The organism is Streptomyces gilvosporeus (genome assembly GCF_002082195.1).
Lineage (GTDB): Bacteria > Actinomycetota > Actinomycetes > Streptomycetales > Streptomycetaceae > Streptomyces > Streptomyces gilvosporeus.
Genome location: NZ_CP020569.1, coordinates 5,338,584 through 5,361,657, shown reverse-complemented (window position 1 = coordinate 5,361,657; position 23,074 = coordinate 5,338,584). Strand labels below are relative to the sequence as shown.

Annotated in this window: 23 protein-coding genes; 15 read left to right on the top strand and 8 right to left on the bottom strand. The window is 70.1% G+C overall.

Features of this window, described 5'->3' with window-relative positions:
* The first annotated feature begins 100 nt into the window (after positions 1-100).
* The 3 genes from B1H19_RS23960 (at position 101) to B1H19_RS23950 (ending at position 1,674) form a co-directional block, all read left to right on the top strand.
* Complete coding sequence (locus B1H19_RS23960) at positions 101-544, top strand: helix-turn-helix domain-containing protein (protein ID WP_083106836.1); 444 nt, start codon at positions 101-103, stop codon at positions 542-544.
* A gap of 33 nt (positions 545-577) precedes the next feature.
* Positions 578-1,198, top strand: a complete 621-nt coding sequence (locus B1H19_RS23955; protein ID WP_083106835.1) for a hypothetical protein — start codon at positions 578-580, stop codon at positions 1,196-1,198.
* 131 nt (positions 1,199-1,329) lie between these two features.
* The gene (locus B1H19_RS23950; protein ID WP_203237215.1) at positions 1,330-1,674 is read left to right on the top strand and encodes a DUF2516 family protein; all 345 of its coding nucleotides are present in this window, start codon (positions 1,330-1,332) and stop codon (positions 1,672-1,674) included.
* An 85-nt stretch (positions 1,675-1,759) separates the two neighbouring features.
* Here B1H19_RS23950 and B1H19_RS23945 read toward each other — a convergent pair whose 3' ends face one another.
* On the bottom strand, positions 1,760-3,112 hold the full coding sequence (locus B1H19_RS23945; RefSeq protein ID WP_083106834.1) for a PP2C family protein-serine/threonine phosphatase: 1,353 nt from the start codon (positions 3,110-3,112) through the stop codon (positions 1,760-1,762).
* A gap of 358 nt (positions 3,113-3,470) precedes the next feature.
* The gene (locus B1H19_RS23940; protein WP_083109834.1) at positions 3,471-4,547 is read right to left on the bottom strand and encodes a C40 family peptidase; all 1,077 of its coding nucleotides are present in this window, start codon (positions 4,545-4,547) and stop codon (positions 3,471-3,473) included.
* A 578-nt stretch (positions 4,548-5,125) separates the two neighbouring features.
* On the opposite strand from B1H19_RS23940, the gene pstS reads away from it, so the two are divergent.
* From pstS to pstB, 4 genes are all read left to right on the top strand, one after another.
* Positions 5,126-6,253, top strand: coding sequence for a phosphate ABC transporter substrate-binding protein PstS (pstS, locus tag B1H19_RS23935; RefSeq protein ID WP_083106833.1), 1,128 nt, complete (start codon positions 5,126-5,128; stop codon positions 6,251-6,253).
* 108 nt (positions 6,254-6,361) lie between these two features.
* A complete protein-coding gene (gene pstC, locus B1H19_RS23930) occupies positions 6,362-7,360 on the top strand; it encodes a phosphate ABC transporter permease subunit PstC (RefSeq protein ID WP_083106832.1) in 999 nt (332 codons plus the stop codon).
* On the top strand, positions 7,357-8,436 hold the full coding sequence (gene pstA, locus B1H19_RS23925) for a phosphate ABC transporter permease PstA (RefSeq protein ID WP_083106831.1): 1,080 nt from the start codon (positions 7,357-7,359) through the stop codon (positions 8,434-8,436). The genes pstC and pstA overlap by 4 nt, the downstream gene beginning before the upstream one ends.
* A gap of 32 nt (positions 8,437-8,468) precedes the next feature.
* Positions 8,469-9,245, top strand: a complete 777-nt coding sequence (gene pstB, locus B1H19_RS23920) for a phosphate ABC transporter ATP-binding protein PstB (protein WP_083109833.1) — start codon at positions 8,469-8,471, stop codon at positions 9,243-9,245.
* Between the two features lie 138 nt (positions 9,246-9,383).
* On the opposite strand, the gene B1H19_RS23915 is transcribed toward pstB, so the two are convergent.
* The gene (locus tag B1H19_RS23915; protein ID WP_083106830.1) at positions 9,384-10,382 is read right to left on the bottom strand and encodes an inorganic phosphate transporter; all 999 of its coding nucleotides are present in this window, start codon (positions 10,380-10,382) and stop codon (positions 9,384-9,386) included.
* 9 nt (positions 10,383-10,391) lie between these two features.
* A complete protein-coding gene (locus tag B1H19_RS23910) occupies positions 10,392-11,012 on the bottom strand; it encodes a DUF47 domain-containing protein (protein WP_030415904.1) in 621 nt (206 codons plus the stop codon).
* A gap of 278 nt (positions 11,013-11,290) precedes the next feature.
* Here B1H19_RS23910 and B1H19_RS23905 point away from each other — a divergent pair, with 278 nt between their 5' ends.
* A complete protein-coding gene (locus B1H19_RS23905) occupies positions 11,291-11,689 on the top strand; it encodes a metal-sensitive transcriptional regulator (RefSeq protein ID WP_083106829.1) in 399 nt (132 codons plus the stop codon).
* Between the two features lie 17 nt (positions 11,690-11,706).
* Here the strand turns inward: B1H19_RS23905 and B1H19_RS23900 are convergent, their stop codons facing one another.
* Positions 11,707-11,949, bottom strand: a complete 243-nt coding sequence (locus tag B1H19_RS23900) for a hypothetical protein (protein ID WP_237289870.1) — start codon at positions 11,947-11,949, stop codon at positions 11,707-11,709.
* A 138-nt stretch (positions 11,950-12,087) separates the two neighbouring features.
* Positions 12,088-12,948, bottom strand: a complete 861-nt coding sequence (locus B1H19_RS23895) for an SCO4651 family lipoprotein (protein WP_083106827.1) — start codon at positions 12,946-12,948, stop codon at positions 12,088-12,090.
* Positions 12,949-13,547: 599 nt separating this feature from the next.
* On the opposite strand from B1H19_RS23895, the gene B1H19_RS23890 reads away from it, so the two are divergent.
* Complete coding sequence (locus B1H19_RS23890) at positions 13,548-15,146, top strand: FAD-binding oxidoreductase (RefSeq protein WP_083106826.1); 1,599 nt, start codon at positions 13,548-13,550, stop codon at positions 15,144-15,146.
* A gap of 190 nt (positions 15,147-15,336) precedes the next feature.
* Here the strand turns inward: B1H19_RS23890 and B1H19_RS23885 are convergent, their stop codons facing one another.
* Both B1H19_RS23885 and B1H19_RS23880 read right to left on the bottom strand, forming a co-directional pair.
* Positions 15,337-16,125 (bottom strand): phosphatase PAP2 family protein, encoded by a 789-nt coding sequence (locus B1H19_RS23885; protein WP_083106825.1) that lies wholly within the window; start codon positions 16,123-16,125, stop codon positions 15,337-15,339.
* A 296-nt stretch (positions 16,126-16,421) separates the two neighbouring features.
* Positions 16,422-17,426, bottom strand: a complete 1,005-nt coding sequence (locus B1H19_RS23880; RefSeq protein WP_083106824.1) for a C40 family peptidase — start codon at positions 17,424-17,426, stop codon at positions 16,422-16,424.
* 219 nt (positions 17,427-17,645) lie between these two features.
* Here B1H19_RS23880 and B1H19_RS40375 point away from each other — a divergent pair, with 219 nt between their 5' ends.
* From B1H19_RS40375 to B1H19_RS23855, 6 genes are all read left to right on the top strand, one after another.
* The gene (locus tag B1H19_RS40375) at positions 17,646-17,768 is read left to right on the top strand and encodes a hypothetical protein (RefSeq protein WP_257789451.1); all 123 of its coding nucleotides are present in this window, start codon (positions 17,646-17,648) and stop codon (positions 17,766-17,768) included.
* Between the two features lie 232 nt (positions 17,769-18,000).
* Positions 18,001-18,198, top strand: coding sequence for a DUF397 domain-containing protein (locus tag B1H19_RS23875; RefSeq protein WP_083106823.1), 198 nt, complete (start codon positions 18,001-18,003; stop codon positions 18,196-18,198).
* Between the two features lie 301 nt (positions 18,199-18,499).
* Complete coding sequence (locus tag B1H19_RS23870) at positions 18,500-18,808, top strand: hypothetical protein (RefSeq protein WP_083109832.1); 309 nt, start codon at positions 18,500-18,502, stop codon at positions 18,806-18,808.
* Between the two features lie 528 nt (positions 18,809-19,336).
* Positions 19,337-20,173: a DUF8175 domain-containg protein gene (locus tag B1H19_RS23865; protein WP_083106822.1), complete on the top strand. Its 837-nt coding sequence runs from the start codon at positions 19,337-19,339 to the stop codon at positions 20,171-20,173.
* Positions 20,163-21,488, top strand: coding sequence for a hypothetical protein (locus B1H19_RS23860; protein WP_083106821.1), 1,326 nt, complete (start codon positions 20,163-20,165; stop codon positions 21,486-21,488). The genes B1H19_RS23865 and B1H19_RS23860 overlap by 11 nt, the downstream gene beginning before the upstream one ends.
* The gene (locus B1H19_RS23855; RefSeq protein WP_083106820.1) at positions 21,485-23,047 is read left to right on the top strand and encodes an SCO6880 family protein; all 1,563 of its coding nucleotides are present in this window, start codon (positions 21,485-21,487) and stop codon (positions 23,045-23,047) included. Before B1H19_RS23860 ends, B1H19_RS23855 begins: the two co-directional genes overlap by 4 nt.
* Positions 23,048-23,074 lie beyond the last annotated feature (27 nt).

Genomic DNA, 23,074 nt, shown 5'->3' with positions numbered 1-23,074 from the left:
CCGCGCTCGGTCGCCACCTCACGCCGCCGCCCGCCACCCCATCCCGCACTTTTGCTAGCGCTTGCTTGCAATAGTTAGCACTGGCGTGCACCATGTACGCATGGCATCACTCAACGTCGGCAATCTCGGCGAGTTCCTGCGGGAGCAGCGGCGCACGGCGCAGCTGAGTCTGCGGCAGCTCGCGGATGCGGCGGGGGTGTCCAACCCGTATCTCAGCCAGATTGAGCGCGGCTTGCGCAAGCCGAGTGCGGAGATTCTGCAGCAGCTGGCGAAGGCTCTGCGGATTTCCGCCGAGACGCTGTATGTCCAGGCCGGGATCCTCGATGAGCGACAGCGGCTCGACGGAGTCGAGGTGCAGACCGCAATACGCACCGATCCGTCGCTGAACGAGAAGCAGAAGCAGGTCCTGCTGCAGATCTACGAGTCCTTCCGTAAGGAGAACGGGCTCGGGAGCGGCGCGGACCGCACTGCGGACGGGCAAGAGAACGGGCGCGGTACGGACTCCCCGGAGTCAGAGGCCGACGGCGGCCCGCACGGCACCTGAGCAACCGAATTCGTTTCCAGGAGGAAGAACGTCATGGCCATCACCGATGACCTCCGCAAGACCTTCACCGATGCGACCCCGCTGTATGCCGCGGCGGGCGCCGTCGACCTGGCCGCCGAGAAGCTCGGAGAGGTGCCGACCCTCGTCGAGAAGATCCGCGTCGAGGCACCCAAGCGCTTCGAGTCGGTGCGGGCCACTGACCCCAAGGAAGTGCAGGACCGATTCGCCAAGGGTGCGAAGGAGGTCCAGGAGAAGGTGACCGAGCTGGCGGGTTCGCTGGACGGCGACCTCAAGCGGCTCCTCGACCAGGCGCAGGAGTTTGCGCTCCAGGGCGTGGGCCGGGCCGCCGAAGCCGCCGTGCGGGTGCGCGAGACGTATGACGAGCTGGCCGTGCGCGGCCGCGGGGCGGTGGAGAACTGGCGCGGTCAGACCGCCGACCATGTCGAGGAGCTGGCGGTGGCGATCGAGCCGGAGCCGGCCGCGAAGTCCGAGCCGCAGTCGCAGCCGACCGTGAACCACGACGCGAGCAAGCGGGAGACCGCGACGGCCAACGGGGCCAAGGCCGCGGACGGCAAGGCGGCCGGGTCGAAGAAGGCCGCCCCGGCGGCGCGCAAGCCGGTGGCGAAGAAGACCACGCCGCCCGCCGCGAAGTGACATCGCTCACCTAGCAGCGGGAGCGGAGCCGGGCCGGGCACACTTGGGGTGCCCGGCCCGTTGGTTGGGTACGGTGGGGCCGCACAGGCCGCACAAGACCGAGACCGAGAGATCGAACGGGTGGTGGCAGCGTGCTGGTATTCGGCTTCATGGGCCTTCTGTACTGGGTCGGCAAGGCCCTGGGCGTGTACGCCGCCGTCATGCTGGTCGATGCCGCGATGCGGCGCGAGGACGCCTACCGGGCGGCCGACAAGCAGAACAAGGGCATGTGGCTGATCTTCCTCGGCCTGGCCACGGCGCTGCTGTTCCTGATGCCGTTCGATGCGTTCCTGCCGATCCTCGGGCTGATCGCCGTGATCGTCTACACCGTGGATGTCCGCCCGGCGCTCCGCCAGGCCGCCGGTGGTGGCCGGGGCCCGCGTCGCGGCGGTTCCAGCTCGGACGGTCCGTACGGGCCGTACAACGGCGGACGGTGAGCGGGCGGGCGTGAGCCCGGGCCCGGGTGGGCGTGAGCCCCGTCCGTGAGACGTAAGGGCCCGGCCCGCAGCGGCGGCCCCGGCCCTACCGCCGGTCCAGCAGCAGGACCGCCACGTCGTCGGTCAGCTCGCCGCCGTTGAGATCGCGTACTTCCCGCACCGACGCGTCCAGCAGTTCCTCGCCGGTCAGACCGGCCGCCATCTGCCGGCTGACGAGGTCGGTCATGCCTTCCTGGCCCAGGCGGCGGTTGCCCTCGCCGGTCCGGCCCTCGATCAGGCCGTCGGTGTACATCATCAGGCTCCAGGAGCCGCCCAGCTCGACCTGGCGGCGCGGCCAGCGGGCGTGCGGCAGCAGGCCGAGCGCCGGGCCGCCGGATTCATACGGCAGCAGGCGCGGCGGGCGCCCCGCGCGGGCCAGCAGCGGGGCGGGGTGGCCGGCCAGGCACAGGCCCGCGCGGCGGCCGTCGGGGGAGATGTCGACGGTGCAGAGAGTGGCGAAGATCTCGTCGTCGGAACGTTCGTGCTCCAGCACCTTCTGGAGGGTGGAGAGAAGTTCGTCGCCGCACAGCCCCGCGAAGGTCAGGGCCCGCCAGGCGATGCGCAGCTCGACGCCGAGGGCGGCCTCGTCGGGGCCGTGGCCGCAGACGTCGCCGATCATGGCGTGGACGGTGCCGTCCGGGGTGCGGACGGTGTCGTAGAAGTCGCCGCCGAGCAGCGCGCGGCTGCGGCCGGGGCGGTAGCAGGCGGCGAAGCGCAGATCGGAGCCGTCCAGCAGCGGGGTGGGCAGCAGGCCGCGCTCCAGGCGGGCGTTCTCCTGGGCGAGCATCCGCGATTCGGTCAGCTGGCGCTGGGCGAGGTCGGCCCGTTTGCGTTCGACGGCGTAGCGCACGGCGCGGCTGAGCACGGCGCCGTCCAGCTCGTCGCGGAAGAGATAGTCCTGGGCGCCGACGCGTACCGCGTCCGCGGCCCGCTCGGCGTCGGCTTCGGCGGTGAGCACCAGCACGGCCTGCGTACGGGCCATCCGCAGCACCTCGCGCAGCACGCCGAGCTCGTCACCGGGGCGATCGGCGTCGGCCGTGTCGCGGTCGGTGTGCTCGGGCGGGGCCAGGTCGAGCAGGATGCAGTCCACATCGGTGGTGAGCAGCCGCTCGGCCTCGGTGAGGTTGCGGGCGGTGCGCAGGCGGACCCGGCGGCCCGCCCAGTCCCACATCTCGGGGACGGGGCTGTTGGGGTCCTCGCCTATGAGGAGGAGGGTCAGTCCCTGGGGCGCGGCGCCGTGGCCGGAACCGTTCGCCGTCATCGGGGCGTCCATGGGGTGGAGGGAGCCATCGCCCGCCACCGGTGCGACGGCAGCCGGCGCCTCGGCGCTGGCGTCATCCACCGGTCCTGCCTGCTGCGGCAGCACGGCCGTCCGCTGGTGCGGTACGGGTACGGGCATTCCTTCGGTCCTTCCCTCCCCCCGAGGGTGCAACGGCGCGCCGAGCGGCGCGCCGTGCCCGGTTTCCGCGCCGCTCGCCGGTCTTGCGAGCGAGGAGCCACCGGACACTGAGAGGCGACCATAGCGCCAGAACCAAGCGCTTTGGAATGGCCGATGGCAATCGGCCATTGTCATATGCGGCGGCTCAGCTGCGGTTTGGCGCGCGGTGGGAGGAATGCGGAATGACGAACATCACCCCGCCTGACCGAATACTGTCCGGGGACAGTTACGGGCGGTTAACCGCCCGATACCGATCAATCCGGTCATTTACCAGTGGCCCAGATCACGATTCCCGGATTTCACGGACGCGACCGCCCCGCTACTGGTCCTCGTCCCCGTCCCGTTCGGCATCCGGCCGTACGACCCCCAGGATCGGCATCGAACCGGCGCCGGTGATGGTCACCTGGCGGCCCGGGCGCGGGGCGTGCACGATGGCGCCGTCGCCGAGGTACATCCCCACGTGGCTGGCGTCGGCGAAGTAAATGATCAGGTCGCCCGGGCGCATGTCCTTGAGCGGGACCCGGTGCAGCTGGCGCCACTGCTCCTGCGAGGTCCGCGGAATGGTCGTCCCGCCGGCCTGCCAGGCGCGCAGCGTCAGGCCCGAGCAGTCAAAGGTGTCGGGCCCTTCGGCGCCCCATACATAGTCCTTGCCGATCTGCGCGGTGGCGAAGGCGATGGCCTTTTTCCCGTAGCGGGACGCTTTGTTGTGGATCTCCTTCAGTACGCCCGAGTCGAGCCATTTCTGCTGCGCCAGGAACGCCTGCTCGTCCTCCAGCTTCAGTAGCCGCGCCTTTTCCTTGGCGGCCAGCCGGGATTCGATTTTCTTCGCCGCGTCGATCTGTTTCTTGATGTCCTGGCGCGCGCTTTCCTTCTTCTTGCGGTCCGCCTCCAACTGCTCCCAGCGGTCCGTGGCGGCCTGCGCATAGTCGTCCAACTCGGCCTTGGTCCGGGACAGTTGGGTGATCACGCCCTTGGCGGCCTGCTGTGCCTTGCGGAACAGGGTGGCGTCGTCGAGGAAGGCGCCGGAGTCGCTGCCGAGCATCAGCCGGGCCTCGGCGGGAATGCCGCTGGCGCGGTACTGGGCGCTGGCCAGTGCGCCCGCCTGGCGCTTGAGGGCGGCCAGCTTCTGGCGGGTGCTCTCGATCTTCCGCGCGAGCCCCACGATCTCCTTCTGCTGGAGATCGACCTGCTCCTTGGCCCCGTTGTAGGCGTCGGTGGCGCGCTCCGCCTTGCGGTAGAGGTCGTCGATCTTCTTGCGTACGTCCTGGAGGTGCTTGAGCGACGCCTCGGCGGATCCGTTGTCCGCCGCCTCGGGCGCCCCACCAGCCGTATCGCGCCGTTCCCCCGGCCGGGGATCCGCGGCGGCCGCCGTCGCGGTGCCCCCCAGCAGCCCCATCGCGCACAGGACCACGGCCGTAGCCACCACGACCCGGCCGCCCCGTGCGACGCCCCGGCCCCCGCCGTCCCTGACGTCCCGAACGCCCTGCCGTGCCCCCTGGCTCCCCACCAGCCACCTCCGGTCGTTCCGCACCGATTCGCGTCGTCATCTCCCGCGCGGATGCTGCCATACCTGCCGGTAATTCAACAGGCCGACGAGCCGGTGAGCACCGCACAATGGAGCCGCCGGGGCACGGGTCCGGACACCGCGCGACGGGGCGGGGACTCGCCGTCCGCCCCGCCGCCGGTCCGCCTCCCCGCGTCGACCACACCCCTATAGCCGTACGTTTTTGGACACGCATCTCGGGGCGCGCGGCACACCCCCAGCCGATGGCCGAGGTTCACCTTGCGTTCACTCCGCCCCATCGGCCACTTCACCTGATCTGCCTACTTTCGGCCGTGCCGAGTGCGCCTCACACCCCCATGGCGAGCGCGACACGGTTGGCCCACGCTGGAAGCAGCGCTGGCCATCACACCCCCGAAAACGCTCCCCAGCACGCCGGTGAAGCGGCGCGCACCAGGAAGGAACTCTCGACAGTGAAGCTTCAGCGCAAGAACCGGGTTCGCGCCCTCGCCGTTGGCGCTCTCGCCGTCTCCGGTGCCCTGGCCCTGACCGCGTGCGGCTCCGACGACACCAGCGGCACCGGCGGCGCCGGCGGCTCGGCGGCCAAGCCCGCGAACATCAAGTGTGAGGGCAAGGGCAAACTGCTCGCCTCCGGCTCCTCCGCGCAGAAGAACGCCATGGACGTCTGGGTGCAGAACTACGCCGGGGCGTGCAAGGGCACCGAGATCAACTACCAGCCGACCGGCTCCGGCGCCGGTGTGACCACCTTCCTCCAGGGCCAGACCGCCTTCGCGGGCTCCGACTCGGCGCTCAAGCCGGAGGAGATCGCCAAGTCGAAGAAGCTCTGCAAGGGCGGCCAGGCCATAGACCTGCCGATGGTCGGCGGCCCGATCGCGATCGGCTACAACGTCCCCGGCGTGGACAACCTCGTCCTGGACGCCCCCACCCTGGCGAAGATCTTCGACTCGAAGATCACCAACTGGAACGACGCCGCGATCAAGAAGCTCAACCCGGGCGCCAAGCTCCCGAACCTCAAGATCCAGGCGTTCCACCGCTCCGACGACTCGGGCACCACGGACAACTTCACCAAGTACCTCAAGGGCGCCGCCCCCGGTGACTGGAAGCACGAGCCCGCCAAGAAGTGGGGGGGCAGCGGCGGCCAGGCGGCCTCCGGCTCCTCCGGCGTCTCCTCGCAGGTCAAGCAGACCAGCGGCGCGATCTCGTACTTCGAGCTGTCCTACGCCACCTCCGGCAAGATCCCCACGGTCAAGCTGAACACCGGCGCCAAGGCCCCGGTCGAGGCCACCGTCGACAACGCCTCCAACGCGATCTCCGAGGCCAAGCCGGCCGGCCAGGGCGACGACCTGGCGCTGAAGCTCAACTACACCACCAAGGCCGAGGGTGCCTACCCGATCACCCTGGTGACGTACGAGATCGCCTGCGACAAGGGCAACAAGGCCGACACCCTGCCGGCCACCAAGTCCTTCCTCACCTACACCTCCAGCAAGGACGGCCAGACCGCCCTGAAGGCGCTCGGCTACGCCCCGCTGCCCACCGAGATCGCCGACAAGGTCCGCAAGACCGTCGCCACGCTCTCCTGACCCTCCGGGCGGCGGCCGCACCCCACGGTGCGACCGCCGCCCGTCCGGTGCACCGCCGCCAGGAGCCCTGGACTCACCGTCCGCCCGGCTCCGCAGACCGGAGAAACCATGAACTCACCCTCCTCCATATCCGACACGCCTCCGCCCCCGGCGCCCCGGACCGGCGCCGTCATATCGGGCAAGGCAGTCCGCCCCGGTGACCGGATCTTCCTCGGGCTCACCCGTGGTTCCGGAACCGCCCTCCTGGTGATCATGGCGGCCATCGCCGCCTTCCTCACCTACCGGTCCGTGATCGCCATCACCGGCGACAAGGCCAACTTCTTCACCACGTTCGACTGGAACGCCGTCGGCACCGAGCCGAAGTTCGGCATCGCGGTGCTGGCGTTCGGCACGGTCGTCAGCTCCGTGGTCGCGATGCTCATCGCGGTCCCGGTCGCGGTCGGCATCGCGCTGTTCATCTCGCACTACGCCCCGCGCAGGCTGGCCTCCCCGCTCGGCTATGTCATCGACCTGCTCGCCGCGGTGCCCAGCATCGTCTACGGCCTGTGGGGCGCGCTCTTCCTCGTCCCGCACCTTTCCGGCCTGTACGGCTGGCTGAACGACTACCTCGGCTGGACCGGCATCTTCAGCTACGGCGGCGGCGCCGCCCGCTCGCTGTTCACCGTCGGCATCCTGCTCGCGATCATGATCCTGCCGATCGTGACCAGCGTCAGCCGCGAGGTCTTCCTCCAGGCCCCCAAGATGCACGAGGAGGCCGCCCTCGCCCTCGGCGCCACCCGCTGGGAAGTCATCCGGATGTCGGTGCTCCCCTTCGGCCGTTCCGGCGTGATCAGCGCCTCCATGCTGGGCCTGGGCCGCGCGCTCGGCGAGACCATGGCCGTCGCCACGGTCCTCTCCCCCAGCTTCCTGATCAGCAAGAGCCTGCTGGACCCGGGCGGCGGCACCTTCGCCCAGAACATCGCCAGCAAGTTCAGCGAGGCCGACACCTTCGGCCAGGACGCCCTGATCGCCTCCGGCCTCGTCCTCTTCGTGATCACGCTGCTCGTCAACGGCGCGGCCCGCCTGATCATCGCCCGCCGCAAGGAGTACTCGGGAGCCGCCGCATGACCGCCGTAACGGACCGTCCCACGGTCGCCAATGGCGGTGCGCCGCTCCCCGTCTCCCTCAAGCAGGCCCGGCTGCCCCGCTGGGCCCCGCCGGTGATCGCGCTGGTCGCGGCCGGTGCGGGCTGCGGTATCGGCCTGGGCGCCGGACTGGACAGCAAGATCCAGTGGGGCCTGATCGCCGCCGCGCTCTTCGTGCTGGGGACCTATGTCCTGTCCGCGGCCGTCGAGGGCGGCCGTCAGGCCAAGGACCGGCTGGCCACCAGCATGGTCTGGATGGCCTTCCTGCTCGCCGTCGTCCCGCTGGCCTCCCTGCTCTGGGAGACCGTCGCCCGCGGCATCAAGGTCCTCACCCCCTACTTCCTGTCCCACTCGATGGGCACGCTCCCCGACGCGCTGCCCGGCGGCGGCATCTACCACGCGATCATCGGCACCCTGGAGCAGGTGGGCCTGGCGACCCTGATCGCCGCCCCGATCGGGCTGCTCACCGCGATCTACCTCGTCGAATACGGCCGCGGCCGGTTCGCCAAGGTCGTCACCTTCTTCGTCGACGTGATGACGGGCATCCCGTCCATCGTGGCCGGCCTGTTCATCCTCTCCGTGTGGATCCTGATCCTCGGCTTCGGACCGTCCGGCTTCGCCGGCTCGATGGCCCTGGCGATCCTGATGATGCCGGTCGTCGTCCGCTCCACCGAGGAGATGCTCAAGCTCGTGCCGAACGAGCTGCGCGAGGCGTCCCTCGCCCTGGGCGTCCCCAAGTGGCGCACCATCCTCAAGGTCGTCCTGCCCACCTCCCTCGGCGGGATCACGACCGGTGTGATGCTGGCCATCGCCCGTATCACCGGTGAGACCGCCCCGGTGCTGCTCCTGGTGTGGGGCGCCAAGACGATCAACAACAACCCCTTCGACGGTGCCCAGCAGTCGCTGCCGCTGTATGTGTTCCAGCAGTGGCAGATCGGCTCCGACGCGGCCTACGACCGGGCCTGGGCGGCGGCGCTCGTCCTGATCGCCTTCGTCATGATCCTCAACCTGGTGGCCCGCGGCATCGCCCGCTGGAAGGCTCCCAAGACCCACCGCTGACCACGCGGCGAACGAAAGAAGCAGTGATCCCCATGGCCAAGCGAATCGACGTCAGCGGCCTCTCCGCCTACTACGGCAGCCACAAGGCCATCGACGACATCTCCATGACCATCGAGCCGCGCTCCGTGACGGCCTTCATCGGCCCGTCCGGCTGCGGCAAGTCGACCTTCCTGCGCACCCTGAACCGCATGCACGAGGTCACCCCCGGCGGCCGCGTCGAGGGCAAGGTGATGCTGGACGACGAGAACCTCTACGGCTCCGGCGTCGACCCGGTCGCCGTGCGCCGCACCGTCGGCATGGTCTTCCAGCGCCCCAACCCGTTCCCCACCATGTCGATCTTCGACAATGTCGCGGCCGGGCTGCGGCTGAACGGCTCGTACAAGAAGTCCGAGCTCAAGGAGATCGTCGAGCGGTCCCTCAAGGGCGCCAACCTCTGGAACGAGGTCAAGGACCGCCTGAACAAGCCCGGCTCCGGCCTCTCCGGCGGCCAGCAGCAGCGGCTGTGCATAGCCCGCGCCATCGCGGTCGAACCGCAGGTCCTGCTGATGGACGAGCCCTGCTCCGCCCTCGACCCGATCTCCACCCTCGCCATCGAGGACCTGATCGGGGAGCTCAAGGAGCGGTTCACGATCGTCATCGTGACGCACAACATGCAGCAGGCCGCCCGCGTCTCGGACCGTACGGCGTTCTTCAACCTCGCGGCCGTCGGCAAGCCCGGCAAGCTGATCGAGATCGACGAGACCGAGCGGATCTTCTCCAACCCCTCGGTCCAGGCCACGGAGGACTACATCTCCGGCCGCTTCGGCTGAGCCGCTCAGGCCCGGCCGACGCCCCTCAAGCGTCCTGCGGTGCTGCATGGCGGTGCCACCGCAAGGCGAAGGGCCCGCCCCTCTTCCCGGGGGGCGGGCCCACTTTTCGTCGTGCGCGTCGGGCGTGCGCCCGGGGCGTTACCCGAACGCCAGCCGGATGAGCCAGTACGCCAGCGCCGCGACACCCGCCGCCGCCGGCATCGTGATGAACCAGCCCATCACGATGTTCTTGGCGACGCCCCACCGGACGGCCCGGGGGCGCTTGGTGGAGCCGACGCCCATGATCGAGGCCGTGATGACGTGCGTGGTGGAGATCGGCGCCTGGAACAGGAACGACGTCGCGTACATCACCGAGGCGGACGTGGTCTCCGCGGCGAAGCCCTGCGGCGGGTCCAGCTCGATGATCCGCCGGCCCAGCGTCCGCATGATGCGCCAGCCGCCCGCGTACGTACCGAGCGACATGGTGATCGCGCAGGCCAGCTTGACCCACAGCGGGATGGCGTCGTCGGGGCTTTCGATATCGGCGATGACCAGGGCCATCACCACCACACCCATGGTCTTCTGCGCGTCCTGGAGACCGTGGCCGAGCGCCATGCCCGCCGCAGAGACCGTCTGCGCTATACGGAAGCCGCGCTTGGCCTTGTGCGGGTTGGCCTTACGGAACAGCCACAGGATCACGACCATCACCAGATAGCCGACCACCAGGCCGACGACCGGCGAGATGAACATCGGCAGGACGACCTTGTCGACCACGCCGGACCAGATCACCTTGGTGCCGCCGGCCAGCGCCGCGCCCACCATGCCGCCGAACAGCGCATGCGACGAGGACGACGGCAGGCCGAAGTACCAGGTGACGAGGTTCCAGACGATCGCACCGAGCAGCGCAGCGAAGAGGATGCCCATCCCCTGGTTGCCGTGGGGCGTCTCGATCAGCCCTTCGCTGACGGTCTTGGCGACCCCGCTGCCCAGGAAGGCACCGGCGAGGTTCATCACGGCGGCCATCGCGAGCGCCGCCCGCGGGGTCAGCGCCCGCGTCGAGACCGACGTCGCGATCGCGTTGGCCGAGTCGTGGAAGCCGTTGGTGTAGGTGAAACCGAGCGCGACCGCAATGGTCACGACAAGCGCAAAGGTATCCATGGCCGGGGCTCAGGATTCCTTTACCGCGATGGTCTCGACGGTGTTGGCGACATGCTCGAAGGCGTCCGCCGCCTCTTCCAGGATGTCCACGATCTGCTTGAGCTTGAGGACCTCGATGGCGTCGTACTTGCCGTTGAAGAGGTGCGCGAGCAGCTTGCGGTGGATCTGGTCGGCCTGGTTCTCCAGGCGGTTGACCTCGATCCAGTACTCGGTGAGGTTCGACATCGTGCGCAGATTCGGCATCGCCTCGGCGGTCAGCTCGGCCGCCCGCGCCAGCACCTCGATCTGCTGCTCGATGCCCTTGGGGAGCTCCTCGACCTTGTACAGAACGACAAGATCGACGGCCTCCTCCATGAAGTCCATGATGTCGTCGAGCGACGAGGCGAGGTTGTAGATGTCCTCGCGGTCGAACGGCGTGATGAAGGACGAGTTCAGCTGATGGAAGATCGCGTGCGTCGCGTCGTCTCCCGCGTGCTCGGCCGCCCGCATCCGTTCGGAGATCTCGGTCCGCGCGGAGGCGTCCGCCCCGAGCAGTTCCATCAGGAGCTTGGAGCCCGTAACGATGTTGTCCGCGGATGCGGCGAACATGTCGTAGAAGCTCGTCTCCCTGGGGGTCAGACGAAATCGCACGTGAAATCCTCGGGGTGCATCGGATTCGGTCGGGTTGATGCTAGGCGCATCATCCAGCCACTGCTAACCGGCATTCCTTCAGTGTCGCCCATCGGACAGCATGCTCTGCACGGGGTACCTTCGGTGCCCGCAAAATTCGGTACAATATACCCACCAGGGGTATATGGATAGCCCGTATGAGCCACCGCGACCTCGCACTCGTCGCGAATGGCGCATAACGGACCGCCTCGATATCGCCGGATGCGCCAGATATCGCCTAGATACCACGGGAGACGGCCATGACGACCACGGACGCCGACACCAACGGCACCGCCGCAGCCGCCGCGGCCGACCACACCGCGCAGCCGAAAACCGCCCCCGGCACGGTGACCGATTCCACTCCGTCCGCCCCGGGCGTCCACGGCTACGCCAAGCAAAAGGACGCCCACATCAAGCGACTGCGCCGCATCGAGGGCCAGATCCGCGGCCTCCAGCGGATGCTCGAAGAGGACGTCTACTGCATCGACATACTCACCCAGGTCTCGGCCAGCACCAAGGGCCTCCAGTCCTTCGGCCTCCAGCTCCTGGAGGAGCATCTGCGCCACTGCGTCGCCGACGCGGCCGTCCAGGGCCCCGAGGCCATCGACGCCAAGGTCCAGGAAGCCACCAAGGCCATCGAGCGCATGCTGCGCACCTAGGGTTTCTCCGAGGGGCCCTAGGCCAGGCACGGGCCGCGTCCGGCCGGCCCCGCGCACGGCGGGGCCAGGGGCGCGCCGTCGTCGCCGTCCGCCCCGTCGTCGCCCCCTTCCACGTCCAGCACCTCGTCGATACGGTCCGGGCTGAGCCGCTCCTCCGGGGCGGCCGCGGCCGCGATCATCAGCTCTGCGGTGAGGTCGATCTCGACGAGGGCCACGGGATCCTGAACCGTCGGATGGCGGTGCGGGGCCACGCACAACACCTCCTCCTCCGAGCGCCGTGCCACGCCTGTGGTGGTTACCGCCCAGCGTAGGGACGGCCGCACGCTCCGCGCATGGCACGGATGGACCATTTCCGCCACCCGGCAGGCGCCCCGGGCGGACACCCCGGCCCGGCCGCTCTACGGCGTAGCAGAAGCGATCCGCCCGGCGTAGATCGCGCTCCGCTCCGGCAGCGCCACCCTCCTCGCCTTCACCCCGAAGCCCGACAGCTCCGTGGTGGAGGTCACCAACGCCCCCTGCGGCGCACCGTTGGCGAACTGGAACCGCTCGCGCACCTTGCGCACCCGCCCGGCGTCGTCCAGATACGCATCGAACGGCACCATATCGGTGGTGAACCCTTTCTCCGCCGCGACCAGCGCCGGCCTGCTGCGCGGCGAGGCCGCCCGCGCGGCCGTCCTGATGTCCGTCGTGCCGCGGTAGTGCCGCACCCTGGCCCCGCCGAGCCGCCCCGCCCCGCGGTAGGTCACCTTCCGTGCGCCCCGCAGGAGTTCGGCGGCGGTCAGCGGATCGGTCACGCCGCCGGTGACCAGGTTCCCGTCGTCGAGCGAGGCGGTGGCCACCCGTACCCATTTGTCGGCCGGCACCCCGGCCCCGCGGTTCTTCATGTACAGCGCGCCGGGCGCCAGGATCTCGGTGATCGGCTGATGGCCCTCGCGGGGCTTGCCCGCCGGATCGGGCAGGACGACGCGCAGCCGTCCGCCGGCCGTACGGAAGTCGTAGATCCCGGTGCCGCGGATGGCGACGCGGGTGCCGCCGCTGGCCGTCTCCATCGCCGTACGGACCCGGGCGGTGCCGGCCCGCACCAGGGCATCGGCGCTGCGCTGGACCTCGGAGACGGCGGCACCCCGGCCGGGCGGCGCCTGGTCCTCGGCGGCGGCGCCGTCGGGGGAACAGCCCGTCGCCAGCAGCCCCACGGCCAGACCCGTCCCGCACGCCACGGCCAGGGTGACCGCACCGCCTCGCCTGTCCTGCACCACCATCGCGTACGAGCCCCCTCGGCCGCTGCGTTCGGGACGGCCTGTGCCGACCGCTCCGTTCAACGACCAATACCGGGGGCTCGTCACGCAGACCCCCTCCGGGCGCGTAGCGTGGCCGGGTGCCCGACCGAGCTCCGCACACGACCTCCACCACCGAGCGTGGTTCCTTCGCTCACGCCCGCTGCGACTGCGGCTGGCGGGGGCCGGCCCGCCGCGCCCGCTCCCAGGCGCGTACGGATGCGGAGCGGCATCGGACGACGTCCGAGAGTGACGCGAAACGCTCCCCGGAATGAGCCCGTCCTCACCGGGAACCCCCCACGCCTGTACGGCATCTGGGTAAGAGGGAAGCAAGAGCAGCGAGCGGTAGCGGACTTTACGGTCACAGCGGATGTCGTCAGACGTCGAAGGCCGAAGGGTATGCGTCGTTTCCGGACATGACGGTCCACACCGGCCGTGTCCTTCGGATCTCCGCACCGGCCGGGCGCCCCGGCCATGCGCCCGCCGCCCGATGCCCGCTTCCCCTTCCTGCGCGCCCCGTCACCGACCACCGGCCGGCAGCCGACGGGCGGGGCCGGACCGTACGAATCGAGGGGGACATCCCAGTGAACCGGCGCACACTCCTACAGGCGGGCGGCACCCTGGCGGCGACGTCGGTCGCCTGGGCCACCGGATGCGACACCAAAACGGGCGCGGCGTCGGCCAGCACGGGCGCGGTCGGCGCCGACGGGGCCCGGACCGCCTCGGCCGCCGGTGCGGGCGCCGTCGACAGCCGGGCCACCGCGTCCTCCTGGACGGCCCTCGGCAAAAGCCTCGACGGCAAGCTGATACGGGCCTCGGACGCCGCGTACGCCAAGGCCCGCCGCCTCTACAACACCCGCTACGACGACCTCAAGCCGTCGGCCATCGCCTACGTCCAGCACCCGGCCGATATCGCCGAATGCCTGGCCTTCGCCCGGCGTTACGACACCCCGGTCGCCATCCGCAGCGGCGGCCACTCCTACGCCGGCTGGTCCAGCGGCAACGGCCGGCTGATCGTCGACGTCTCCGCCCTCTCGAAGGTCGGCGCCCCCTCCGGCGGCGTCACCCGCATCGGCGCCGGCGCCAAGCTCATCGACGTCTACCAGGGCCTGGCCGCACGCGGCGTGACGATACCCGGCGGCTCGTGCCCCACCGTCGGCATATCCGGCCTCACCCTCGGCGGCGGCCATGGCGTGGTCTCCCGCGCATACGGCCTGACCTGCGACAGCCTCGTGGGCGCCACCCTCGTCACGGCCGACGGCAAGACCGTCGACTGCGACAAGTCCCAGCATTCCGACCTCTTCTGGGCGCTGCGCGGCGCGGGCAACGGCAACTTCGGCGTGGTCACCGAACTGCGCTTCCGTACGCATCCCGCACCGCGCGCCGTCATGGCGTATATGACCTGGCCGTGGTCCAAGGCGGCGAAGGTGCTGGCCTCCTGGCAGAACTGGGGCCCGGTGCAGGCCGACGAGATCTGGTCGTCCTGCCATCTCGACGCCCGGCCCGGCGGCACCCCGGGCGTCTCCGTCGCCGTCTTCTCCCTCGGGACGAAGGGCGATCTGCACAACGCCGTCGACAAGCTCGCCGACCAGCCCGGCGGCCCCGGCCCCGCCTCCACCGTCCACATCACGCCCATCGGCTACCTGGACGCGATGGAGGCGTACGCCGGCTGCTCGTCCAAGTCGTCCGCGCAGTGCCACACCCCCGGTTCGCTGCCCGGTCAGACCGGCGCCGGCCAGCTGGGCCGCGAGACCTATGCCGCCCGCTCGCACTTCTTCGACCGTTCGCTGTCCGCGGCCGGTATCCAGACCCTGATGTCCCAGATAGAGAGCGGCGGCCGCAAGGGCGTGGCCGGAAACGTCGCCCTGACGGCGCTGGGCGGCGCGGTCAACCGCGTCGGCCGCACCGACACCGCGTTCGTCCACCGCGGATCGCGCTTCCTCGCCCAGTACTTGACGTCCTGGCCGGCCAACGGCTCGTCGTCCTCCCGTGTCGCCTGGCTGAATTCCTTCCACTCCGCCATGCGCCGCCATTCCTCCGGCGCCGCCTATCAGAACTACACCGACCCGGCGCTCACCGACTGGAAGTCCGCCTACTACGGGCCCGCGGCCGACCGCCTCGCGCAGGTCAAGCACACCTACGACCCGCAGCGGCTGTTCAGCACCTTCCCGCAGGCGCTTTGAGAGGAACGTTCCTGCGGGCGCTCTGAGGGGGCGTTCCGCGTTCCCGCAGGCGCCCTGACGGACACGGAGACGGCAACGGACCGGCTCCTGACGTGCATCGGCCCGGCTCCTGATGGAGGAGCCGGGCCGAATTGCCGTGCTGGGGGCCGGTGGGCCGTCACGGCCCGTCAGGCCGTCGTCGGCGCGCCCGTCAGGCCGCCAGGTCCTTGTCGCGGGCGCGGCCCCGCTGCCGCCCCGGTGTCCGGTCGTCGTCCTGGCCCCCCGGAGCCCCGGCGGCCCGCCGCCCGCCCTCGGCGCCCTCGCCGTCGTACCCCGTACGCGCATCCCGCCGCGCACCGGCCTGCGCGACCGGGCCGCCCGGCGCCCGTACCAGCCAGGCGATCCCGCCGACCGGCGACCGCCCGACCGCCGTCATCAGCGGTACCAGCAGCGCCTGGGCGAGCGGTGCGAGCAGCAGCGCCACGGCCGTGCCCAGCGCGAACCCGCCCACCACATCGGTCGGGTAGTGCACACCCATGTACACCCGGCAGAAGCCCTCCGCCAGCGCCAGCGCGATCCCGATGAGCCCGTACTTCCGGCTGGCGATGAACAGGCCGACGCCCACCGCCATCGTCAACGTCGCATGGTCGCTGACGAACGAGTAGTCGCTCTTGCCCTGGATCAGCACGTCCAGCCCGGCATGGTCCTTGAACGGCCGCGGCCGCTCGACGAAGGCCCGGATGGGGATGTTGGCCAGCAGCGCGATCCCGGCGGCCAGCGGCGCCCAGACCAGACCGGCGATGGCGACGGGCGCATCGGACCTGCGCCGGGCGCCCCACCACGCGATCAGACACAGCACGGCGAGCCCGGCGATGATGCCGTACTCGCCGACGTACTCCATGGCTTTGTTGACCCAGTGGGGGGCGTCCTTCGCGAGGCCGTTGATGCCGTCGAGCACGTCGACATCGGGGTTCGGCCCCTCCAGTGCGAGTCCAGCCATCTGCCGCGACCCCTTACCTTTCGCGCGCCCGCGAGCGCCTGTGTGTGCTGCCGGCCCCCGTGTTCGTCGAGCGTGTGCCGTGCCCCGCTGCCGGTGCGGTGCCGTCCGCCGGCCCGGATACGTCCATACGTCCCCACGCAAGGGGAACGCGGCGCCCCCCTCCGGCGTTCCACCCGGTACCGGATGATCACCAGGACGTTATCGAAGCTTGACTCATCACCGCAGTTCAGGGCGCGGTCCCCGGGCCCGGCCGGCGGCGCGCCGCGCGCCGCTCCCGGGCCCGCTGTGCACCATGGTCAGGCAGTGCCCGAACTCGGCAGCGCTTTCGCGCCATCGGAGGTGACGCGGGTCGCCCCGATGTAGTCCGGCGTATCGATCTTGTCGAACCGGATCACCGCCCCGGTGTACGGCGCATTGATCATGTACCCGCCGCCCACATAGATCCCCACGTGGTGAATCGTCCGCGGATCCTTCAGGTCGTACGCGAAGAACACCAGGTCCCCCGGCAGCAGTTGATCCCTGCTCGGATGCGGTCCGGCATTCCACTGGTCGTTGGCCACCCGCGGCAGCTCGATCCCCACGGAGTGGTACGCGGCCTTGGTCAGCCCGGAACAGTCGAACCGCCCGCCCTGATCCGCCGTCCCGTCCCCGCCCCACAGGTACTTCGTCCCCAGCCTCTTCTGGGCGAAGTAGATGGCGGCCGCGGCCTGCTGCGACGACGCCACCGGCCCGGTCGGCGCCTCGAAGCTCTTCGCCAGCGTCGTAATCGTCTTCACATAGTTCTGCGTCTCGCGGTACGGCGGGACACCGTTGTACTGAATCACCGCGTACGCGCCCGCGTTGTAGGCGGCGAGCATGTTGCGCGTGGCGTCCCCCGGCGTGCCCTTCACATACTTCGCCAGGTCACAGTCGTACGAGGCGGCCGACGGAATGGCATCCTCCGGATCCCATACATCCCGCTTGCCGTCCCCGTTCCCGTCCACCCCATGGGTCGCCCACGTCCCCGGAATGAACTGCGCCATGCCCTGTGCGGCGGCCGGACTCTGCGCCTTCGGGTTCCACCCGCTCTCCTGGTACAGCTGCGCCGCCAGCAACGCCGGGCTGAGCGCCGGACAGAGCGCCCCCCACTTCTGCACCAACGACTGATACGCGGCCGGCACGGCCCCCTTGGCCAGCCCCAGGGCCCGCCCGCCGGCCCCCATCAGCCCGGCCGCCGCCGAATACGTCCCCACCACCAGCAGTCCCAGCAGGCAGAGCACCAGCCCCACCCCGACCCCACCGGCCACCCAATATTTCCGCACCCCTCAACACTCCCCCATCCGGGCCGGGTTCACCGCACGTTTCCGTACCTGCGCACGAATTACGGCCATGGTGCCGCCCCCGGGCCGCGCGGCACAGGGGCGCACACAGCACCCGTCCCCCCGATCCCCGCCTCCGTGATCCATCCGGCATAAGCGACACTGAACGGGACACTCCGCGACAGGACGGCCCCAAGGGACGCCCCCGAGACAGGACGGCCCATGGACAGCAGCAACGAGAAGCAGATGAACCGGCACCTGTGGTGGCGCGTCGCCTACTTCCTGTTCGCGATCCACCTGGTGGCCCTCGTCATGATCTTCGCCGTGTCCCACGCACCGAAATAGGGCCCGGCCGCGACCTATCCTGATGCCATGGTGGGTACACCCTTCATGGTCCTCGCCCCTCGGCGGCGGAGCCGAGCACGGTGTACGTCGAGCGCCCCGTCCCCGCGCCGCCCCTGGACGACCGGGCGCGGGCGCAACCGGCCCCGAAAACCCCCTCACCCCTCACAACCCGCCCCGGCAACGCCTCTTCCCGACAACGCCTTTTCCCGACAACGCCTTTTAAGGAACGCCCATGTCCCTCACCTGGCAGAAGGCAACCGACGACCCCGACGCCCCGGAGTACATCGAGGTCGCCTTCGCGGACGACGGCAATGTGCACCTGCGCACCAACACCGACCCCGAGAACATCGTCACCACCACGCGCACCAAGTGGGACGCCTTCGTCCTCGGCGTGAAGGCCGGGGAGTTCGACCACTTCGCCGGCCTCTGAGACAACGGCCGCGGCCCGGCACGAACGAGGCGGCCGCGCCCCCGGCCCCTCCCCGTCGATCATTGCTCGGGGTTATCGGCCGTGATACACACAGTGAGACTAATGGGTTCAGTGGACGGTGTGAGCGCCCACGCACACCACCCCCACGGGATCCGTCTCGACATCCACCACAGAAAGCCGCCAAGTCGACTTCTGACGGCGCGCCTTCGTCGGCCAAGATAGAGACCGACCGCATCGTCCGAGGCGGTCAACCAACTACCCATAAAGGGCGGTGAGTTCACACATGGCACACATGTCACACATGGTTCTGGCGGGCCAAAAGGGCGACATCAGCACCATCATCGGCGGAATCGCCCCGGACTGGGGGCCGTTCGGGAGCCTGGGCAGCGAAGCCCGTGTGATGGTCGAAGTGATCATGGCGGTCGCGATCCTGCTGTGCCTGGGCATCGCGATCTGGGGCGCGGCCAAGCAGCGCATCGGCGCCACCGCGCTGCGCGACACCTTCAGCGCCGAACAGGGCAAGGGCCTGACCGTGGCCGGTCTGACCGGCGTCTTCATCATCGGGTCGCTGGGGACGCTCTTCACGATCGTCTACGGCATGGCGGTCTGACGGGCCACGAGGCCCTGTAGCCTCCACGGCCAACGGCCCGCCCGTAGCCACCGGATCGGCTCGCCACCCTTGCCGCCCTCGCTGCCCCCTGCCCGGGCACACACCTGCCGGGCAGGCACCCGTCCCGGTGCCCCCGTGCGCCCCCGTCCGCGACCTCTCCGCCGCCCCGTGCCCCCTTTTGCCCCCACTGGCCCCACTTCCCCTGCCGAGGCCCCATGTTGACGCCCACTCACCCGGGCCCGGCACCCTGCCGCCCGCTCCTGCGCCACCCCTGCCACCAGCGGGCCGATTGGGCGGGGCGCTACGCGGGGACAGGTGCTTCCGGAGAGAAGAAGACCACGGCAGGCAGGGAGACGACGAGGGGCGCAATCACCCTAAAGCGCCCCATTCGTCTCTGCCGACCAGCACCTGAGGAACCGTCACCGTGAGATGTACTCGTATCACTTCGCCCGTGCCGCCGCCCACGCGGCTACGGTCATATGAGGGCGGCACCACGACGGCGACGGCGGCAGAGGGGGCACAGACGCGATGAGTCTCAGCGATGACGGTGGCTACGGGGACAACCGCGGCCCCGAGACGGGGCAGACCCGCACCAGACTTCCCGACAGCGGAGGCGACGGCTACGGCTCGGGCCGACGCCCCCGAGCCGGCGTCTCCAGCCGCAACCTCGTCACGGCCGTAGGCATCGTCGTGCTCCTCATCGCAGCCATCGCCTTCGCCAACCGCACCGACACCACCCCCTCAGGCTCCTCCGACTCCCCCGCCTCCCCCCACACCCAGCCCACCACCCCCACCGGCACCAAGCCGGTCACCGGCAAGAACGGCACCATCGCCTCGGGCTTCGCCAAGTCGGAACAGGGGGCGCAGTCGGCGGCGGCGAATTATGCGGTGGCGCTGGTTTCCGCCGACATCCTCAAGCCCGACGTGCGCCACTCCATCGTCCGGAGGGCCTTCGCGCCGGACAAGGTCGACGAGATGCAGACGAAGCTCGACGCCGCGTACTCGCCCGATTTCCTGAAGAGGCTCGGTCTCGACGCGAACGGCAATGCGGCTCAGGGCATGACCTACGTCTCGCGCACCGTCCCTGTCGGGACCAAGCTCGTACAACTCAAGGGCGACACGGCAAACCTCGAGGTGTGGTGCACAGGGCTCTTCGGCACAGCCGGAACGAAGTCAACCACTCCCGTGACCACCGACTGGTTCACCATGCGCCTCCAGCTCAAGTGGGCAGCTGGCGACTGGAAGGTCGAGGGCTTCTCCCAGAAGGACGGCCCCGCCCCAGTAAATGGTGACAACAAAACTTCCGGCGCGGACGAAATCGCCAAGGCTGTTGAGCAGTACGGAGGGTTCACATATGCGCGGTAACCAGCGGAGGCGCGCCCTCTCGATCGCGTCCATGCTCGTCGGCGTGCAGACCACGACCTTCATGATGGCCACGCGGGTCCTGGCCGCGCCAAGCCCCAATCCGTCCCCCAAGGACAAGTGCGACCTCATCGTCGGCCCCGCCAAGGACTACTGCCAATCCGGCGACAAAACCGGCTCCACCACCCCCAAACTCCCCTCCACCAACCCCCTCGACAACAACCCCCTGGACCCCCTCTCCTCCCTCGCCCAAGGCTGCGCCAAAGCCGCCTCCTGGATCGTCACCAAGCTCTCCGACGCCGTAAAAGCCACCTCCCAGGTCGACTTCACCAACGCCGCCTTCCTGCGCCAGTACGCCGTCGTCTTCGCCGCCTCCACCGTCCTGACGCTCGTCCTGTGGCTGCTCGCCGTCGCCAAGCGCGCCGTGCGCGGGGTGCGGCTGACGGAGGCGATCAGCGAGGCGATCGGGTTCCTCTGGCTGACCGTCCTCGCCTCGGCCTTCACCCCTCTCATCCTCTATACCGTCGTCTCGGCCACCGACGCCGTCACCGAGATCATCGCGAAGGGCACCGGCGCCCAGACCGACACGTTCTTCGGCGCGTTCTCCCAGGCGCTCACCAAGGGGACGGACATCGGCGGCGGCCCGATCATGCTGATCGTCGTCTCGCTGGTGTCCGTGCTCGCCGCCGGCATCCTGTGGCTGGAGCTCGTGGTCCGAGCCGCCCTGCTGTACGTCGGCGCCCTCCTCGGCACCGTCGTCTACGCCGGTCTGGTCGACAAGAACATGTGGACGCACGTACGCCGCTGGGCAGGCGTCATGATCGCCGTGATCATGGTCAAACCGGTCATCGTGATAGTGCTCGGCATCGCCGGCGCGCTCTCCTCCGACAAGGGCCCCAACGCCTTCTCCGCCGTCGTCTCCGGCCTCGCCATCATCCTGCTCGCCATCTTCGCCAGCGCCATGATCTACCGCTTCGTCCCCGGCTTCGGCGACGAGATCGCCAACTCCCGCAACAACCGCATCATGCAGGGCGCCGAGAGCAAGGCGGCCGCCGTCATCAGCTCCCCCGCCGCCCTGGTCTCCCAGGGCATCAAGACCCACAGCGCCCGCCGCTCCGACGACGGCGGAGGCGGGGGCGGCCAGAGCAGCGGCGGCCAGTCCCGCCCGGCCGACGCCGTGGCCGGCGGCGTCGCCGCGCACAGCACCCGCTCCGGCGGCGGCGCCCGCTCCGCCGCCCCCGCCCCCCGTACGAACCCCAAGCCCGGCCCCAGCGGCAACGCCCGCACCGGCAAGACAGCAGGAGGTGACGGGCGTTGAGTACGCACTCCCACCCGATCGCGCCCCGGCGCACCTATCTGATCGGCCGCGCCCGCCCCAACGCCATCGTCGGCAAGAACCGCGAAACCGGCGAGATCGCCCTGATCATCGCGGGCGCGTTCCTCGGCATGATGTGCGGCCTCCTGGTGCCCATCCTGCCCCTCCGCATCGTCACCCTCACCGGCTTCCCGCTGCTCGGCCTCGCCGTCGTCTACGTCCCGTACCGGGGCCGCACGTTCTACAAGTGGTTCGAGATCAACCGCAGCTATCGCCGTACGGTCCGCAGCGGCGCCGTCTACCGCTCCGCCGCCGCCGAGGCCGGCACCCGGCTCGACGGCCGGGAGATCGAGATCGGCCCGCCGCCCGGCATCGGCCGGATCAACTGGCTGTCCGCCCCCTTCGGCCCGGACGAGATCGCCGTCCTGCTGCACGCCGACCGCCGGACCGTGACCGCCGCCATCGAGATCGAGGGACCGGGCGTCGGCCTCCGCGACAGCGAGGACCAGGAGGCACTGGTCGACCGCTTCGGAACGCTCCTCAAGCACGTCGCCAACGGGGACGGCTTCGTCACCCGCCTCCAGATGCTGGCCCGCACGCTCCCGGCCGACCCCGACGCCCACGCCAAGGACGTCGCCCAGCGCGGCGACCGCAGCTCCCCGCGCTGGCTCCAGGATTCCTACGACCAGCTCCAGTCGATGGTCTCCACCTCCTCCGAACAGCACCGCGCCTACCTCGTCGCCTGCATGCACTACACCCGCGAACTGGCCGTCGAGGCGCAGACCATGGCGCGCGCCGCCCGCACCCACGGCAGCGGCCTCCTCGGCCGGAAGCTGGACCGCGACGCCGGTCTCGCCGTCGTCATGGCCCGCGAGCTGACCGATATCTGCGCCCGCCTGGCGGAGGCCGACATCCGCGTCCGCCAGCCCCTCGGCCAGGGCCGCCTCGCCTCCCTCGTGCACTCCATGTACGACCCGGACCACCCCATCGACCACATCCAGGCCATGAGCAAGCGCAACGCCTGGCCGGCCGAACTCGACGCCACCGAGCCCACCTATCTCCAGGCCAAGACCCGCGAGTCGACCACCCGCGCGCCCTGGTGCCATTCCACCGCCTGGGTCAAGGAGTGGCCGCTGACCCCGGTGGGCGTCAACTTCCTCGCGCCGCTCCTGGTGCACACCCCGGACGTGATCCGCACGGTCGCCGTCTGCATGGACCTGGAGCCCACCGAGATCGCCATCGAGCGGATGCTGACGGAGAAGACGAACGACGATGCCGAGGCCAGCCGCGCCGCCAAGATGAACCGCGTCGTCGACCCGCGCGACGTCGCCCACCACGGCCGCGTCGACCAGCGCGGCGAGGACCTGGCCTCCGGCGCCGCCGGCGTCAACCTCGTCGGCTACATCACCGTCTCCTCCCGCTCCCCCGAGGCCCTCGCCCGCGACAAGCGCACCATCCGCGCCTCCGCCGGCAAGTCCTACCTCAAGCTGGAATGGTGCGACCGCGAGCACCACCGGGCGTTCGTCAACACCCTGCCGTTCGCGACCGGGATCCGCCGCTAAGCCGCTGGGAGGCGCGTACGTCATGGC